At 44.8% G+C, this 14,650-nt stretch carries 17 protein-coding genes; 7 read left to right on the top strand and 10 right to left on the bottom strand.

The annotated features are described in order from the left end of the window. Nucleotides 1-193 precede the first annotated feature (193 nt). From R8N28_RS00455 to ppiC, 6 genes are all read right to left on the bottom strand, one after another. Nucleotides 194-691: a ribonuclease HI gene (locus R8N28_RS00455; RefSeq protein ID WP_025507102.1), complete on the bottom strand. Its 498-nt coding sequence runs from the start codon at nt 689-691 to the stop codon at nt 194-196. A gap of 168 nt (nt 692-859) precedes the next feature. Further along, nucleotides 860-1,471, bottom strand: coding sequence for a hypothetical protein (locus R8N28_RS00450; RefSeq protein WP_005483022.1), 612 nt, complete (start codon nt 1,469-1,471; stop codon nt 860-862). A 661-nt stretch (nt 1,472-2,132) separates the two neighbouring features. Beyond that, nucleotides 2,133-2,333, bottom strand: a complete 201-nt coding sequence (locus R8N28_RS00445) for a hypothetical protein (RefSeq protein ID WP_005479249.1) — start codon at nt 2,331-2,333, stop codon at nt 2,133-2,135. Between the two features lie 147 nt (nt 2,334-2,480). After that, the gene (locus R8N28_RS00440) at nt 2,481-3,125 is read right to left on the bottom strand and encodes a recombinase family protein (protein ID WP_065275426.1); all 645 of its coding nucleotides are present in this window, start codon (nt 3,123-3,125) and stop codon (nt 2,481-2,483) included. A gap of 273 nt (nt 3,126-3,398) precedes the next feature. Continuing rightward, on the bottom strand, nt 3,399-5,126 hold the full coding sequence (locus tag R8N28_RS00435) for a recombinase family protein (RefSeq protein WP_025505472.1): 1,728 nt from the start codon (nt 5,124-5,126) through the stop codon (nt 3,399-3,401). A gap of 62 nt (nt 5,127-5,188) precedes the next feature. Continuing rightward, entirely contained in the window at nt 5,189-5,533 is a 345-nt protein-coding gene (gene ppiC, locus R8N28_RS00430; RefSeq protein ID WP_082240195.1) for a peptidylprolyl isomerase PpiC, read from the bottom strand. Between the two features lie 214 nt (nt 5,534-5,747). Here ppiC and R8N28_RS00425 point away from each other — a divergent pair, with 214 nt between their 5' ends. Then, nucleotides 5,748-6,662 carry a chemotaxis protein gene (locus R8N28_RS00425; RefSeq protein WP_005385059.1) on the top strand — a complete coding sequence of 305 codons (915 nt, stop codon included), beginning with the start codon at nt 5,748-5,750 and terminating at the stop codon, nt 6,660-6,662. An 80-nt stretch (nt 6,663-6,742) separates the two neighbouring features. Here the strand turns inward: R8N28_RS00425 and R8N28_RS00420 are convergent, their stop codons facing one another. The 4 genes from R8N28_RS00420 to hutW form a co-directional block, all read right to left on the bottom strand. Beyond that, nucleotides 6,743-7,279 carry an ATP:cob(I)alamin adenosyltransferase gene (locus R8N28_RS00420; protein ID WP_033906781.1) on the bottom strand — a complete coding sequence of 179 codons (537 nt, stop codon included), beginning with the start codon at nt 7,277-7,279 and terminating at the stop codon, nt 6,743-6,745. Nucleotides 7,280-7,376: 97 nt separating this feature from the next. Continuing rightward, a complete protein-coding gene (gene hutZ, locus R8N28_RS00415; RefSeq protein ID WP_005375331.1) occupies nt 7,377-7,907 on the bottom strand; it encodes a heme utilization protein HutZ in 531 nt (176 codons plus the stop codon). Between the two features lie 56 nt (nt 7,908-7,963). Continuing rightward, a complete protein-coding gene (gene hutX / locus R8N28_RS00410; protein ID WP_005385051.1) occupies nt 7,964-8,467 on the bottom strand; it encodes a heme utilization cystosolic carrier protein HutX in 504 nt (167 codons plus the stop codon). Nucleotides 8,468-8,499: 32 nt separating this feature from the next. Then, a complete protein-coding gene (hutW, locus tag R8N28_RS00405) occupies nt 8,500-9,870 on the bottom strand; it encodes a heme anaerobic degradation radical SAM methyltransferase ChuW/HutW (protein ID WP_065275428.1) in 1,371 nt (456 codons plus the stop codon). Between the two features lie 160 nt (nt 9,871-10,030). On the opposite strand from hutW, the gene R8N28_RS00400 reads away from it, so the two are divergent. From R8N28_RS00400 to R8N28_RS00375, 6 genes are read left to right on the top strand one after another with little or no spacing between them, the layout of a single operon-like run. Further along, nucleotides 10,031-10,774: an energy transducer TonB gene (locus R8N28_RS00400; RefSeq protein ID WP_025998667.1), complete on the top strand. Its 744-nt coding sequence runs from the start codon at nt 10,031-10,033 to the stop codon at nt 10,772-10,774. After that, the gene (locus tag R8N28_RS00395) at nt 10,774-11,472 is read left to right on the top strand and encodes a MotA/TolQ/ExbB proton channel family protein (RefSeq protein WP_005385044.1); all 699 of its coding nucleotides are present in this window, start codon (nt 10,774-10,776) and stop codon (nt 11,470-11,472) included. Before R8N28_RS00400 ends, R8N28_RS00395 begins: the two co-directional genes overlap by 1 nt. Continuing rightward, complete coding sequence (locus R8N28_RS00390) at nt 11,469-11,882, top strand: ExbD/TolR family protein (protein ID WP_005375322.1); 414 nt, start codon at nt 11,469-11,471, stop codon at nt 11,880-11,882. Before R8N28_RS00395 ends, R8N28_RS00390 begins: the two co-directional genes overlap by 4 nt. A 28-nt stretch (nt 11,883-11,910) precedes the next feature. After that, complete coding sequence (locus R8N28_RS00385; RefSeq protein ID WP_065275429.1) at nt 11,911-12,780, top strand: heme/hemin ABC transporter substrate-binding protein; 870 nt, start codon at nt 11,911-11,913, stop codon at nt 12,778-12,780. 9 nt (nt 12,781-12,789) lie between these two features. Further along, nucleotides 12,790-13,827: a FecCD family ABC transporter permease gene (locus tag R8N28_RS00380; RefSeq protein WP_053350537.1), complete on the top strand. Its 1,038-nt coding sequence runs from the start codon at nt 12,790-12,792 to the stop codon at nt 13,825-13,827. Continuing rightward, nucleotides 13,827-14,609: a heme ABC transporter ATP-binding protein gene (locus tag R8N28_RS00375; protein WP_005385036.1), complete on the top strand. Its 783-nt coding sequence runs from the start codon at nt 13,827-13,829 to the stop codon at nt 14,607-14,609. Before R8N28_RS00380 ends, R8N28_RS00375 begins: the two co-directional genes overlap by 1 nt. The last annotated feature ends 41 nt before the right edge of the window (nt 14,610-14,650 follow it).

Genomic DNA, 14,650 nt, shown 5'->3' with positions numbered 1-14,650 from the left:
TCGACATTAAAGATTATATTTATGCATGGCTACACTTATTTAGTAGATACTGACGCACATTACCCCCTAACCTTAACCAATGCATGAGCTAGTATTGAATTGATTCGACTTCGACATAAAGCCCTGCGTACTACCTAGCTAGTACAAATTAAAAAGGTAACACCTGACGTCTACCCAAGTGTTACCTTTCATTTTACATTTTACCTTCGGCGGCTTGTCTCGCTAAGCAGTCTGAATGCTCATTACCTTTGATACCAGAGTGACCAGCTACGTGCTCAACGCTAACACGTGGACGAATAGCTTTAAGCTCATCTATCAGCATCCATAAGTCCTGATTAGCGACAGGCTTCTTGCTTGAGTTGCGCCAAGCGTTACGCTTCCAGCTATCAAGCCATTCATTGAAGCCCCGCACGCAGTACTGACTGTCACTAAAGACATTGTCCCCCTCACCTGCTACAAGTAAGGCAATGATGAGAGCCAGAAGCTCAGCCCTTTGGCTGGTGACACCGCCAGTCCTGCGAACCGAGGATGAGTACTCATAGACGCATTGACCAAGAGCGTCGTAAACCGCGATACCAACACCCCCTTGAAGACACCCGTGCTGATTGTCTGGTGCTGAACCATCGCAATAGATACTTAGTGGGTGCTGAGCGTTGTGTAATAGATGTGTCGTTTGAAGTTGTGTATTCATATTGAGTCCTTAATCGTAAAGCCACACCGAAAGCCCCACATAGCCAACTACACCAACGAAAGACTCGTAGTGACTAGCTGACAGCATGGCTTTGCGGTTAAGCGTTGGGTTTGAAGTGAAGTAGACCTTGTGGTGGCCTATTGTGGGTTGTGGAGATCTGAGGGTTAATCAGGCAGCTTGGAGTGATAGCGCTGATGTGGCATGTATCGAGCGTTTAAAGGTAATGCTGTAGTTCGCACCTTCATCACCACCTAAACACACGATATAGCCGTGGTGGTCAAGCCGCTTTAGCGACTCTCGAATAGTACGAGGCTTGAGCCTTAGAGCTTCTTCAAGCGTCGACATCGACACGATAAGATACTTTGCCCCTTTCGGTAGCATTCGTTCTGCAACAGTAAAGACTCGCTTGTCGCTAACACTGGGCCTGTACTGAGACTCACTTTCAGGGATTGTTGTCTCATGACGAGGTATCCCATACATTTGTGCTAACTGAGACGCTACCTTACGGCAAACAGATAAGTACAACGCAATGGTGCGCTTTGAATACGACTCGCGGCTTAGTGCTTTGAGACTGACATTAAGACGCCTTTCAAGACTGTCATAGGTAAGTGTATCGAGCGTCTGAAGCAATCGAAAGATTCGGCTTCTAGACAGCCCTCGACCTACCCCAGACAAACGACAGGCGTTATCAAAGACGGCCATCTGGCGACGACTAAGGTCTGAGTACTCAAGTGCACAAGCAAGCTTAGCTTTCAGCTTTGAGTTGTTTACATATGTCATATCAAGTCCTTTAAAAACAATAGATTACAGAACAATCCTGCAAGACTGCAACATATATAAGAAAGGCATTGAGTAGTTACTTAGGGTTGGGTAGAAAGGAGGATGATTGATAGGAAGGCGCAGAGCTTAAAGTCTCTCTAAGAACTACTTTAAGTTAAGCTCTAAGTAAGTGATTGTTATTGTTAATAACTACAATCACATCTTAAAGACAGACTTTAAGTATCCACGCCCTACACCAGCACGTCTTACAAGCTTAAAGCTTCCCTTAAAGAGAACTCTTAAGCTTTGCGTCTGGTGCATGTGTTGCTCTTTGTCTCTCTGCTTGCCCAAGGCATTAAGACTCACTCTCTATGAAGCCGAGAGGTTACGAGGTGATGGCCTTGAAGCCCACTCAGTGCGTGACTCTGATGTGTGACTTCTTGCTGTGGTTTGGCGGCTACAGTCCGCATTGGGTTTGTTCTTATAGGCAGTCGTAATTACAGGTTATTAACATCCTGTCAGACTCACCGTATCGGGCTGCGCCCTATAGGTAGTCGTAATTCGATTGGCATTGCGTTGAGACTCAAAGAGAGCGTAAAGGCAGGGGATGAGAGCGTTGATACCTCGATGGTTTGACCCAACTAAAACAGACAAGGGCAGGCGTTGCACCCGCCCAAGTGACCTAGATAAGCTCGGCGTTAACCTCTGCCATGTAAGGCGCTAAGACATTCTCAATGCCATTTGTAGCGTCCTCAAAGACACCAAGCTCTACTAACGCTTTAACATGCCCCCACACCTCTTGGTGCAGCTGCGAGTCTTGCGTTGTAAGCAGCGTTTGAGTATCAAGATGATTAGAGGCTTTAATAGTTAAGACGTCGTTCATATCAATGCTCCTTTGTGCTTAAGGTGAGCTAAAGATACCGAAACTCAACTTGGTTGTGTTATGTGTAGTCACTAGTGAGTGCAATAACTTGAATATGGTCACGCAAGAGCTTGCTAAGTGAGCACTTATTGTTCAATCAGCCGACACTTAGAACACGGTGCCAGCTTCAACCGCCTTCTTCTTCACTCTCTGTACGGTACTTGCATTACAGCCAAGCTCCTGAGCGACACCACGGATAGACTTTCCCTCAAGTAACAACTCAATGATACGCTGATGCTGCTTGGTATTAGCTTTGCGTCCTTGGAACTTCTCAGCCCACTTCGCAGGGTTAGCTTTAAGCGCTTGTCTTCCAGCCTCAGCCGACGCTAAGCGATTCTTACGCTCTGCCGCAGCCATAGCCGTGAGCATGGTAATCTGGATGTCAGTGACCATGTTCTGCATGTCATCATCTTTGTTTGAGTATGAGAACGTCAGACCTTGGTTGATAGTCTTAATGCACACGCCTCTGTTGAGAAGCTCACGTATAGTCGATTCAGCGTCTCGATAGTCACGCCCTAAACGGTCAACCCACCATACGACTAGAGTATCTCCTTTACGTAGCTTACCAAGAAGAACCGATAGCCCTGCCCTCTTTTTAGCTGGCACAGTACCCGACACTTTCTCTGTCGTAATCTCCGCATCAGGGTAAAGCTTTGAGATGTCACTCAATTGGCTGTCCACGTTCTGCTCCTTAGTCGACACACGGACATAAGCAAAGACCATTGAGTTACTGTCATTGGATTGAGTTGTCATTGTCATACCTCGAACGAGTGCTTTAGGTTGATGTATGCTTAACTTATTGTATGCATATCGACAAGTCAACACCTAAAGCACACAAAAATAACAACCTTAGAGTGTATGCATTTGGGCATAACCTAATACACATTCTAGGCATTATTGCTATTGCTAGTGAAGCGAGCGAAACTGCGTTTTCGTTTGTCTTCATGACACGGGGTATGGGGGGGGTAGAGCGCATTCTTGAAACATATGAACACGCTCAAAATTTTTACCTAAATTAGTTCGGGGTCAGGAACTAGCTACCCAGCCTTCATCATCCCATAGGTCAACCGTCTGCCCTCCTAAATTGATTAACCTCTGAGACACGTGTTGGCTATTTAGCTGCTGTGTCGGTGAGCATTCAATGACAGTGAAGTCATCGCCTTCCCAAGAAATTGAAAGCCCATAGTCTTTTAAAACCTCAATCCTTAGCTCAAGTCCATCTCGACGCTTGATAATTATTAGTCCATGGTAATCATTGCCCGAAACTTCCATGAACTCTTTTGAGCGGGGGTTTGAGATGGAACCAAGAGTGATAGTATCAATCAAGCGACGCAATAACCCATTAGCCTTATGCCGCGAGTCGTCGTCATTGGCAATGTCTTCAAGCACTCTCTGAAGCTCTTCTACTTTATCTAGTGCTGTCGACTTCTCATAATGTACAGCTTCCAAGCGATGTTCTGCTTGCTCTTGTATCGCTTTTAGCCGAGCAATATCGTCCTCAAGTGTTTGTAGTCTTGCCTCAAGTAACTTACTTGGCTTATCCAGCAGGTAGTTAATAGCATTCTCTGCCTGACGTTCCTTTTCCTTTAGTTCTTCACTGATTCGTGCCAAATAGTGCTGACACTCTCTCAGAGAAACAGCATGGTCTTCTTCACTGAATGAACTCAATGAATGACGAAGAGCAATTAGCAAGATGCGCTCTGTCTTCTCGTAGTGCCAGTTCTTAGCCTGACAACCCGTAGTCTTCAACTGAGAACATCTTAAGAAACGATACGTTCTTCCTTTCACTGTTGAAGAGTTTATGGCTAAACCACTGCCACATTCACACTTAAGAAGACCTCGAAAAAGGTTTGCCATACCGCGCTCGACGACTCTTCCCTTAGCAGTTGTCTTACTCGACTTAATCTGTTGGCAAGTCGCCCATAGCCCTCTATCAATAATTGCAGGGTAATAGTCCTCGACAGGGTCACCATCAGCGACATCCCTTCCATCAATGCGTTTTAGTAGTTGAATTTCACCAATAACACCTCGGTGTTTGAGAAGTGAGCGGATATGTCTATACGACCATGTAGATGATTTCCCCCAGTAAGGGATGCCAAGCTCATTGAGTTTTAGCGCTATGGGCTTTGTACTAAAACCTTGGCTGTACCATGTAAATATCTTACGAACTATCTCTGCCCTTTCGTTATTGACTAAGAAACAAGACTTGTCGTCACTTACAGTAAGCCACTCGGGGCATTTACGCGTTACGATTATCCCCTTACGTATAAGCTCTTTGTTCTTCTTCTTTGCAGCACGCACACGCAGAGATTTTATCTCACTTTCTTCATGTGCTCGCTGAGCGGTCATAAGCCACATCATTAGGTCGAGCATTACGCTGTCAGAGTTTGTAGTGTAGAGCTTACTGTCAGACAATGTGAATATACTCACGCCGACTTCCAATAGCTCCAGCATTAAACGTAATGACTTATCGACTTGTTGACGAGACAGCCTATCTACAGACTCAACTATTAACACTGAGTTGGGTCTGATAGCCCCTTTCTTCGCAAGGTCGATAAACTGAGAAAGTGCACCTGTGGTAGCGTTAGCACCTTTCCAAGCACTAACACCGAGGTCATTGAAGGTTTGGTCTGAAAGCTGCCATCCGTGTTGGCAACATACTTTTTCGATTGCTTCGCGTTGGCGAGTGAATCCGTGTCCTTTAATTTGCTTTTCCGTCGATAAACGTGTGTAACTGTACGCTATCTTGGTCATTTCTTATACCCTAATTATTAGTAACCCCTTGTTGCTATTAGCGTTGGGGATTTTACCAAAGTTTAGGGAATACGATAAAGCACCTTTACAACATGCCAACCGAACTTGGTTTTAACTAAATGCGGCGTTAACACTTCGCCAGAAAAGCACACTTTGTCGAATTGAGGTACCATTTGACCACGGCGGAATTCACCAAGGTCACCACCGCGTTTGCCTGACGGGCAAGTTGAATACTTCTTCGCTAATGTCTGAAACTTTGCGCCTTTTTTCAGTTGCTTGATTATGTCTTCCGCTTGCTCTTTGTGCTTCACAAGAATATGTAATGCGGCTGCTGTATTTGCCATTGATCTATCTCTCACTATTCTGGTCGCGCAAGTGTACCCAATCCTTTTTAACAGACCAAACATTTCTTAATAATAGCTCAGTGGCAAAGGCCAAAATGCACGTGGAATATAAAATCGTCTATATAATGAGTTTAAAATTCAAACAAGTTTTGCTCAGTTAATCACTATTCTCTAAAAGATTGCCTAAAAAGCTCACATTTGTCTCTCCGATGGTTGAAGCCTTCGTCTGATAAGATTAGATTAGACACAATTCGGTGGTATTTATAAGGTTATTTTCATGGCAAAAGTCGTTAGCAAAGCGAATCAGTCTCAGGGCATGTTGATGTTTAAGCTCACCCTGCAACAGAGTTTCGCTATCGGTACGCTAAAAGTCCGTGAAATCGTCCCATACATGCCAACGACGAAGATCCCTTACTCGCATCATCACGTCATTGGAACCGTTACGATACGTAACTTAACAGTACCAGTGATCGATATGTCAGCGGCTGTTGGCTTTCGTCCTATAAGTGAAGAAGAATATAAAAGCTGCTACTTGATCGTGACAGATTGCTTGCGAACCGTAGTAGCTTTTATGGTTCGTAGTATAGAGAAGATCATTGAGTGCGATTGGAAAGCTATTGAAACGCCACCTCCGAGCGCTGGAAAAAATATTTTCGTGACTGGAATTACTCGCTACGAGGACAAAACTGTTCAAATGCTGGATGTGGAACTGCTACTTTCCAAAATTTATCCGCAGTACGAGAATTCAAAGATACCAATGCTGACAGATATTGAGCGAGAACGCCTAAAAGCACTCAGTATTCTATTGGTGGATGACTCTTCCATCGCTCGTAAACAGCTGTGTGACGCACTCGATAGCATCAATATTGGGTATCAAATCTGTAAAAATGGTTTAGATGCATTGGAACTGATGAAAAGTGACGCTGCGGCTCATCGCCCAATTGATATTCTGGTCAGCGATATTGAAATGCCCGGATTAGACGGTTATGAATTAGCATTTGAAGTTCAGAATAATTCCTCTCTGAACCATTCATACCGCATTTTACATACATCGTTATCGAGCGAAATCTGTGTAGACAGAGCTCACCAAGTTGGCGCGCATGAGGCACTTGAGAAATTCAATGCAGGAGAACTAATCGAAGCGATGCTTCGCGGAGCAAAAGAGCTAGAAGCCAAAGCTATGACTTCTTAACTCTTATTGGACGAGTTGATTTGAGAATATAATGCAGTGCTTGTCCTATCCCTGATGCTCACATCCGCTAATTTCTCAGCTCACTTCTTTGGCATCGCGTAACTACGAGAAACGAATTCCGTCTCTTTGACTTGATGAGTATGATTAATATAAGAAGCTAGGCTGTAAAGTACATTCGCTAATAAGTTCGCGTAACGAAACAAAATAGGTGCGGGCTGCTTCTTACCTGTATGTTCAACGGCAACTAATGCTCGTACCGTTTTTTTAGCTTGGCAACGGCACAAATGCAATTGACTGGCTGCCGGGTGTCCTCCGGGTAGAACAAAGCCTTTGAAGCCACCATCAATGCGTTGCTTGAGCAAAGCATAATCGGCCTTTAACTCTTCAACTTCCGTCTCTGTAATCGCTAATTTTCCGCGAACCGAACCATTTAGATGATAAACATTAGGCTGCATTCTTGTCAGTATATCACGGCTAAACTCGTCCAACTCCATAGCGAGAACAAGGCCAATACGACTACAAAGTTCATCTGCTGTAATTTCAAAGTCACAAACCGGACTGTCCTCGTAAATAAACGGATAGCAAATCTCGCTCAATTCCTTGCTTACAGGTTTCATGCTTTTGTTCCAATATAAAAAAGGGAGTCAGTATAACCTAACTCCCTTTAAACGTTCATTATGCCAAATAATCGACATTCATATGATCGGTTTACAATCAGGCACTTTCGACTTTCTTGTGACCTTCTTGAAGGTGAACAAAATCGACTAAATCATCACCAGACACTTGATACGCCTGACCAAAACCTTTAACAAATAGCCCCGATTCTGGCTTTAAGTTGAACAAAACGAAATCCTCTAGCTGGCTTAGACCATCAATAATCTCACCAAAACGCTCTTTCATTTGTCCAACAACTTGTTGCCACATCTCTGTGTCTCGCTCAACTACATTTGCTACCGCATCAAAAGTTAAGCGCTTACGAGCAAACAGCTGCTTTGAAGACTCTTCATCTTCGATCATCATCAATGAAACATTTGGATTTTCTAAAAGGTTACGGGCATGACGAGCGATTTTAGAAATGAGAACGAAATAACCTTCCTGGTTTTGAACATAAGGCGCGTAGCTTACATTCGGGCGACCTTCTGCATCGACAGTTGCAAGCTGAAGTGTACGGCGCTCCTGACGAAACTCTTTGATCTCTGGCCCTAAACGACCTTGCAAACGCTCTTGTTTAACTTGTTGATCCATATTGATACCTGACTTTACTAATTAGTATTCGAGTTAAGCCTCGATTATGTTTGTGATTACTTTTTTAATTCGGCTTGTAGGGCGCGAAATGCGGTTACTTGCTCTTCAATCAACTCGCGCTTTTCGTTACGGCCTAAATAAACCTTGAAAATATTGCTTCCGCACTCCGAGAAAAAACCAAAATAGTGACTCTCTCTACCCATAAACGGTTTACTGACTAATGCGACATTTTTAACGTTATCTAATTTAAGGTGGCCGTGCAGTTCACCTTCTCTACCCATTAAATTGTAATAGCCACGCGCCACTTTTCCTTTTGGAAACGGCGCTTTAACTTCAAAGATAGAACCAAAAGAGTGGACGATGGTCGTCACCGGGCCAAAACCAACCAAACTTTCTAGGATGCTTTGCGCTTGCTCTCCTGGTGCAATAGCCACCATTTCCTGAGGTAGAGCCGCAACAACCTCAAACTCGGAAATGCCAAGACGCTCTGCCATCGCAGCTGGCAATAATTGTGGTTCTTGCTCTAGTAATACTTCAACTTGTTGCTTGATTGATTCCATTGTGTCTTCCGTTTTTGTTCAATTTGTTTTCATTAATTATTGGATGCTTTCGGTACGGTTTCGTTCATCTCCGACGTGAGTACCTGAATACAACTTTGAGCCAATGACACTGCCCAGAAGCTGCCTGCAAGAGTAAGGACTGCGCTACGTTCATGTAGTTGTACTAAGCCTTTCGCTTGCCACACTTTAAATAGAGGCAATAAAAACCCGAACGCGTCCTCTCCCATAAATGATGGAAGTTGATTTGCTTGAACAATGCCACGGTCAAACGCAGATTTGAGTGCAGAAAAAAGTGGTTCTAGAGGGCTTTGCTTCATCATCATCGCGATGGTGCTTTGACCTTCTTTGACCGCTTTAATATAGGTCTCTAGTGTGCGGTGTTGCATCATCCCGTAGCCACCGATATTACCTCCAGCACCACAGCCAATTGGCAATACCTCTGCATAAGTCTTGGCTAAACTATTGTATAAACTACGCTCGCGGTTATCGATTGCCCAATGGTTCACACTCAGTTGCTTCATATGGTGTTTGGCCATAAAGTTCACACCGAGCTCATACATTCCCGCTTTTTCTGGTGTGGTCGCAGGTGGCGGGATTTTTCCCTTTTCTACGAGGTTGAGCATGGGAGCTGACCCGCCAACCACTAACTGATACAAATCTAGTCCGTGTGCGCCAGTCGAGAGGAAATCATTTAAATCTTGCTCTAATACTTCTTTGGTTTGATAAGGTAAGCCATAGAGTAAATCGATAATGACCGGAATTTTGTCTTCTTTGGCGATCTCGCTCACTCGTTTGAGGACATCTTCCCTATAATCTAAACGTTTTGCGCTGCGGCGCACTTGTGTATTAAAACTTTGCACACCAAAAGAGAAACGATTAAACCCACCCTCTAAAGCGCCTTGATACAACTCATCAGAAAAACGATTGATGCGACCTTCTAAGGTGATTTCGCAGTCTGCAGCCAAAGGAAAGTGGTCTCGGATAGCCTGGCCTAACACACGAACCTGTACTGGAGATAAATCCGTTGGCGTTCCGCCCCCGATATATACGGCGTGAAAAATACCATTTTGTGTCCAAGGTAATGCCGCTTTCTCTCTAAGCTCCTGCATTAATGCTTCAAAGTACTCATCAACCAGTGTGCGACTTGCAGCATTTTGAAAGAAGTTACAAAAAGTGCAACGAACGCGACAAAACGGAACATGAATATAAAGACAGCGTTTATTGGTCGCTTTAACTGAGTTAGCCGTAATACTCGAAAAAATCGCCTGTTGTTGAGACGAGGGCACAGGTACGCTCGCTCCCCCGGCATGTGCAGAATGCTTCTTAACAAAAGCAAATCGCAATGGATCAGGACTATCACTGGCCAACACTGATTCATCAAGCTTATCGATATCGACGCTCATATATACTCGCTTAACTCCCATCATGTAAGGGATGGAAGCTGATCTTAAAAATTCTGCAAGAATCATAATTTGAGCGTAATGATAATGCAATTGATAATTGATCTTATTTCCATTGTAAGTAATAATCTGCCCAAGTTTTCATAGTTTCCCGAGATATTCCGTGAACGTACAAAGATATGTCATTGCAGGAGGTGCTTCCCTTGCCATCCATGCCGCACTTCTTTTTGTTTCTCAAGAGACAAAGGTGTTCGCGATGCCGGCTGGAAACCCAGCAAGTTCGGTAAGTCTAAATCTTGTGTCTGCTCCTCCCGCTGTCGAAAAATCTACACCAGAAAATGTAGCGCCACCAAAAGAGCAGCCTCAAGACCAACCTGAACCAGAAAAGAAGATTGTAAAAAAACAGGTCGTCAAGAAAGACGCTGTTAAGAAGAAGGTAGTAGAGAAAAAACCTGAACCGGTTAAACAATCTAAACCTAAAGCGGTCGAGCCCACCAAAACCGTAACAAAGCAAAAGGTTCAGCCCGAAGCGAAACCAAAGAAAAAAACGGAACCGGTGAAGAAAGAGACGGTAGCTCAACAATCCGCACCTGCGAGCCAATCCAAAGGGGCAACATCTCAGCCTGTCTTGGTCGACAAACCAACGTTTGTGAGTCAACCAACACAACCCCGTTACCCAAGGTCTGCACAAAGACGCGGTATTGAAGGTGTAGCCTTGTATGAGATATGGCTAGATGAGAATGGTAACCAGATTAAACAGGTTTTGATTGAGTCTTCCGGCACAGAGTCGCTAGATGCCTCAGCACTTCGTGCGATCAAACAGTGGCAATTTACACCACATATTTCAGGTGGGCTAAAAGTCGCTCACCGAGTACAAGTACCTGTTCGTTTTAAGTTGGATGGATAATGGAACAACTACAAGAATTACAAACTCAATTTGGGCTGATGACATGGCCTTTGATCATTTGCTCAGCTCTAACCGTGATGATCATCGCCGAGCGATTATTCCATGTGTTAATTAGCCTTGGTGTAGGAAAGCGAGCCATTCGCCAAAAGCTCACAGGATTAGACCCAACAAATGGGAGCGAGCTTGAAGCACTTGCTGAAGAGTTGTCGAATAAGCGGCCGCTTCTGTACCGTGGTGTTGCGATGTTGCTTGCTCATCATTCTTTCTCGAAATCTTTAAGAGAAGATGCCGCAGGTATTTGGCTGCAAGAAAAACGCCATCAGCTGCATTCCGGCCTTCGTTTGCTGACGCTGATTGGTGTCATCAGTCCTTTAATTGGCTTGCTTGGTACGGTACTTGGCTTAATTGACATGTTTAAAGGCATCGCGGTTTCAACGGGGAATATCACTCCGAATGATTTGGCTGACGGCCTAGGTCTTGCTATGCGCACCACTGCCGCGGGTCTCATTATCGCACTTCCTGCCATTTCAGGAGCGCAGATCATTGGTTTGTGGGCGGATCGTGTAATCGCCAAGCTTGAGCACACTTTAAACTACGTCAACTTATGGCTTGAAGGTATCTCGTTACAGCATGTCTCGCCAGACCACTCAAAAGTAACACTGCGCTCTTCTGAGAAGATTGAGGCTGCAACTCAATGATTAAAACACCACAAGAAAATAGTCGTAACGGTTTAACCCCCGATTTAACACCGCTGTTAGACATTATTTTTATCGTCATGGTTTTCCTGATGTTAACCGCAGCGGTCAAACTCGATTCATTAGACGTCAATTTACCGAGCACAGAATCTCAGGCTGTTGCAGATGTCGATAAGCAATCCATCACGGTAAATATTCTTAAAGACGAGCCTTACTGGGCTATTAACGGCAAGACATATATCGATTGGGACAACTTTACCCTCGCGCTGTTAGAAGAGAGTAAGTCAAGCGATAAACCGATTGTAATTGGAGCAGAAAAAACCGCGAATATTCAGTCGCTAGTACAACTTCTCGGCTTTTTACAAGAAAACGGAATTCAAGCAACTCAGTTACTCACTGAAGAGCCATCATAAAAATAAGTAAGATAGAGATCCTTTCAAAATGAAGAACACACGCATCACTATTCATGCTGTTGTCACGGCAGCTATTTCCCTACTTGCGAGTAGTCAACTTTTTGCCAATGAAACGCCATCCTCAGAGCGCGTTGTTAGCGCAGGCAGCGCCGTCACTGAACTCTTGCTTGAACTCGACGCTAAAGATAGCTTGGTTGCTATCGACGTCACCAGTCAATTACCAAAAGGAATGGAACTGCCTAAAGTGGGCTACCATCGTCGTCTTTCAGCGGAGGGGTTGCTCGCCTTACGTCCGACAAAAGTCATTGGTTCTGATGAGATGGGGCCGAAAACAACATTGAGCCAATTGAAATCGGCTGGCGTAGATGTAGAAATTGTTAATACTGATGCAAATGTCGAGGGCCTTTATCAACGTATTGATCAAATTGCGAACCTTATGGATCGCAAGGCTCAAGCTGAAAGCTTAAAGCAAGATGTCCAGGCGCAAGTACAAGCACTCAATGCAAACCAACCTGATCAAGCGAAGAAAAAGAAAGTGCTCTTTCTGCTGATCCATGAAGGGCGACCTGCAAATGTTGCGGGCTCACAAACGACACCCGATGCAATTATTCAACTCGCCGGCGGACAAAACCCAGCCGCTACACAACTCTCGTCATACAAGCCTCTATCCACAGAAGCGATGGTAGAGATGCAGCCTGACGTGATTCTTGTTAGTGGTCGCAGCTATGAAACGTTGGGTGGTGCCGATGCAATTTTAAAAGCAATGCCGCTTCTTGCTGCGACACCAGCAGGAAAGAACAAAAATATCGTGACGATTGATGGTCACGCTCTAGTAGGTGGTTTGGGCCTTAAAAGCCTTGCAGAAGCCAAACGCTTGAATGCACTGCTTTACCCATAGAGACAAGACATGTTGTTAAGACGCATCCCCCTTTCAACGACGTTATCAGTGCTTAGTGGATTTTTAGCATTTATTGCTATCGCCTCGATTACCGTTGGCCCAATGAACATTAGCTTTGCTGACAGTTTGCGTAGCCTAACGGGAGGCAGTTCTGATCTCGCTCCTCACATTCAGTTGGTCATTAACGAAATCCGATTGCCTCGCACCATTTTGTGTATGTTCATCGGCGCCATTTTGGCAATTTGTGGTGTGGTTATGCAGGGCTTGTTCCGTAACCCATTAGCCGAGCCTGGTATCATTGGTGTGTCTGCTGGCGCTGCTCTTGGTGGTGCATTCGCTATTGTTGTATTTGCTGAATTTAGCCAAAACTATCCGCAACTAATGAACTTAGCGGCTCTGCCTCTTTTTGCTTTCCTTGGCGGTGCACTAACGACTATTCTCGTTTATAAACTCGGCACAAGTAAGTTTGGTACCTCAGTTACAATTATGTTGTTAGCCGGCGTTGCCATCAGCGCGCTCTCGGGGGCTGCGATTGGCTACATGAACTTTATCGCAGATGATCAGATGCTGCGAGATTTGACGCTTTGGTCGATGGGCTCATTAGCTGGTGCAAATTGGTCAGGGATTGCTCTATCTGCTATAACACTCGTCATCCTATTGCTCTGGTTTCAGAAGAAGTCGATGGCGCTGAATGCTCTGTTGTTAGGGGAATCAGAAGCAAGACACTTAGGAGTTCCGGTTCAAAAACTCAAACGTCAGCTTATTTTACTTTCTGCACTGGGTGTTGGTATTACGGTGAGCATCAGTGGTGCAATTGGCTTTATTGGGCTCGTGATTCCTCACTTAGGGCGCATGCTCGCTGGGCCTGACCATCGAACGCTATTACCAATATCTGCCTTAATGGGAGCACTGCTTCTTACTGCCGCAGATATGTTTGCTCGTGTTGCCGTGGCACCAGCTGAATTACCAGTTGGAATCGTGACCGCATTGATTGGCGCGCCCTTTTTCATCTACTTATTGTTCCAGCAAAAAGGGAAGATTTTGTAATGAACCAGATCGTTTTATCGGGGAAAAACATTTCGATGACGTATGGCAACCGTGTGGTGCTCGATGACATCAACATTGATATCCGAGCTGGTGAAGTGACCGCCCTACTCGGCCCCAATGGCGCAGGTAAAAGTACTTTACTCAAGCTTCTATGCGGTGAGATCTCTTCGAATCATCACATCACCTACTTCGGCAAACAAAAGCATGATTGGGAGCCTGAAAAAAGCGCCAAACATATTGCAATGCTCCCGCAGCACAGCACCTTAACCTTCCCATTTCTAGCCAGAGAAGTAGTAGAGCTGGGGGCAATACCGCTATCACTGTCCAATAAAGAAACCACTAAACTGGCTTTACATTACATGGAACAAACCGACGTATTGCATTTAGCAGAAAGCCTGTACCCGTCTTTATCTGGTGGAGAAAAGCAACGACTGCATCTAGCACGAGTGATGACACAACTACATCAATCTGGCGAAAAACGAATCTTAATGCTTGATGAACCTACCTCAGCGTTGGATCTCGCCCACCAACACAACACGTTAAAGATTGCTCGTGAAACGGCAAAAGCACAAAACGCAGCGGTGGTTGTGGTGTTACATGACTTGAATCTAGCCTCTCAGTACGCAGACCGCCTTGTACTCTTGCATAACGGGAAACTAGTTTGTGATGACACGCCATGGAATGCACTAACGTCAGAGCGCATTGAGCAAGTTTATGGCTATCGATCTATTGTGACAAAACATCCGACGCTAGACTTCCCTCAAGTGCATGCCGCAGCATAAAGCGTATTTCCTCTAAGCCGTCTCTAAAACACTTTGATACG

The organism is Vibrio sp. Vb1554, from assembly GCF_033344235.1.
Note: the sequence above shows the minus strand (reverse complement) of the source record. Positions and strands in the feature narration are given on the sequence as shown.

Bases quoted from the DNA above. Each gene is read 5' to 3' on its own strand.
- R8N28_RS00455 (WP_025507102.1), bottom strand. From the start codon at position 691: ATGAATACACAACTTCAAACGACACATCTATTACACAACGCTCAGCAC.
- R8N28_RS00450 (WP_005483022.1), bottom strand. From the start codon at position 1,471: ATGACATATGTAAACAACTCAAAGCTGAAAGCTAAGCTTGCTTGTGCA.
- R8N28_RS00445 (WP_005479249.1), bottom strand. From the start codon at position 2,333: ATGAACGACGTCTTAACTATTAAAGCCTCTAATCATCTTGATACTCAA.
- R8N28_RS00440 (WP_065275426.1), bottom strand. From the start codon at position 3,125: ATGACAACTCAATCCAATGACAGTAACTCAATGGTCTTTGCTTATGTC.
- R8N28_RS00435 (WP_025505472.1), bottom strand. From the start codon at position 5,126: ATGACCAAGATAGCGTACAGTTACACACGTTTATCGACGGAAAAGCAA.
- ppiC (WP_082240195.1), bottom strand. From the start codon at position 5,533: ATGTTTGGTCTGTTAAAAAGGATTGGGTACACTTGCGCGACCAGAATA.
- R8N28_RS00425 (WP_005385059.1), top strand. From the start codon at position 5,748: ATGGCAAAAGTCGTTAGCAAAGCGAATCAGTCTCAGGGCATGTTGATG.
- R8N28_RS00420 (WP_033906781.1), bottom strand. From the start codon at position 7,279: ATGAAACCTGTAAGCAAGGAATTGAGCGAGATTTGCTATCCGTTTATT.
- hutZ (WP_005375331.1), bottom strand. From the start codon at position 7,907: ATGGATCAACAAGTTAAACAAGAGCGTTTGCAAGGTCGTTTAGGGCCA.
- hutX (WP_005385051.1), bottom strand. From the start codon at position 8,467: ATGGAATCAATCAAGCAACAAGTTGAAGTATTACTAGAGCAAGAACCA.
- hutW (WP_065275428.1), bottom strand. From the start codon at position 9,870: ATGAGCGTCGATATCGATAAGCTTGATGAATCAGTGTTGGCCAGTGAT.
- R8N28_RS00395 (WP_005385044.1), top strand. From the start codon at position 10,774: ATGGAACAACTACAAGAATTACAAACTCAATTTGGGCTGATGACATGG.
- R8N28_RS00390 (WP_005375322.1), top strand. From the start codon at position 11,469: ATGATTAAAACACCACAAGAAAATAGTCGTAACGGTTTAACCCCCGAT.
- R8N28_RS00385 (WP_065275429.1), top strand. From the start codon at position 11,911: ATGAAGAACACACGCATCACTATTCATGCTGTTGTCACGGCAGCTATT.
- R8N28_RS00380 (WP_053350537.1), top strand. From the start codon at position 12,790: ATGTTGTTAAGACGCATCCCCCTTTCAACGACGTTATCAGTGCTTAGT.
- R8N28_RS00375 (WP_005385036.1), top strand. From the start codon at position 13,827: ATGAACCAGATCGTTTTATCGGGGAAAAACATTTCGATGACGTATGGC.